Raw genomic sequence first — 1,186 nt, 5'->3', positions numbered from 1 at the left:
TATTCTTGAAAGCCATTCTCTGCAGGTTTCAGAAGTTGCATAATGATTAAAGGCTATATATTGTTCCTTTAGATTGTATGCTTCTGTTAGTTCCTTATCTATGCTTAGGATTATTTCAAGCAACTGATGATAGTCTATATATCTTTTAAGCTTTTTATTGTATCTTGCCTTGTTGAACGGAATATCATTGTAGTTTTTCAATATAAGGAAGTGAAACTTTTTGAGAAGATAATATTCAGTACTATCCTTTTGGTATCTTTTGCCTACTTTAATTCTGATATCATCTAGGACTTTATTGATATTTTTTATGACATGAAATGAATCGCATAACAATACTGCCCCAGGGAAGTATTGATTTCTCACAAATCTGTACGTCTCATACATATCAATAGAGATATATTTGACTTTAGCGAGTTCTTTTTTATCGATTATCTGAGTATAACTTGACCAGGCCTTCTTGGTTCTTCCATCAATGATATCTACAATTTCCATGGTCTTAAAATTAAGAATAACACACATGTATCTGTTTTGTCCTTTATGTTTCCAGTGCTTCTCATCAATACATATAATCTCAGGTAAAGGCTGTCTACGCATCTGACCATACTTATCGAATATTTCAACGACTTTAGTAGGACTTGTGTTAAAGAATCTAGCAACCAGTGAAAAAGTAGTTGTAGGTTCTTTAAGTTTATTCATGATTTCCATTTCTGAGGTTTGAGATAATCTGCTGTGACTTTTCTCTGTAAAAGGGTTTTCCTCTGTCACCACCTTATTACATTGAGGACATACTAATCTTCTCTTTTTTAGTATCAGGGAGGTATTTTTGCCTCTTATCATGTTATGTATGACTTTACATTTTCTATAGTCCTTAATATTCATTCTACTGCCGCATTCTGGACAGGATATAATGGTTCTCTTAAGCGTGATATAATAAATCACTTCTTTTTCATTGATTTCAGTCGTATGAGACTGTACAAAGGATTCATAATCCCCTAAAATAATTTTTAGATCATTATTCAATTTGTGATCTCCTTTCGCTTTGAGTTGATATGAGCAAATTAATGATACAGCGAAAGGTTTTTAATTACACAAAAATATCTAAAAAAGTGGGAGCCACAGTGTGACCCCCACAGATTTAAAGGTGCTGTTTCCAAGACCCCCAAATATTTAGAGCGAAGGTCTGACC

The 1,186-nt window shown here is 33.1% G+C and carries 1 protein-coding gene; it reads right to left on the bottom strand.

Annotated features, from left to right (window positions below; genetic code table 11):
• A partial coding sequence (locus tag EAI80_RS13570; protein ID WP_193760873.1) for a transposase occupies positions 1-1,020 on the bottom strand: 1,020 nt, incomplete at its 3' end.
• Positions 1,021-1,186: the final 166 nt, after the last annotated feature.

The sequence above is a fragment of the Catenibacterium sp. co_0103 genome, assembly GCF_004168205.1.
Lineage (GTDB): Bacteria > Bacillota_I > Bacilli_A > Erysipelotrichales > Coprobacillaceae > Catenibacterium > Catenibacterium mitsuoka_A.
Note: the sequence above shows the minus strand (reverse complement) of the source record. Positions and strands in the feature narration are given on the sequence as shown.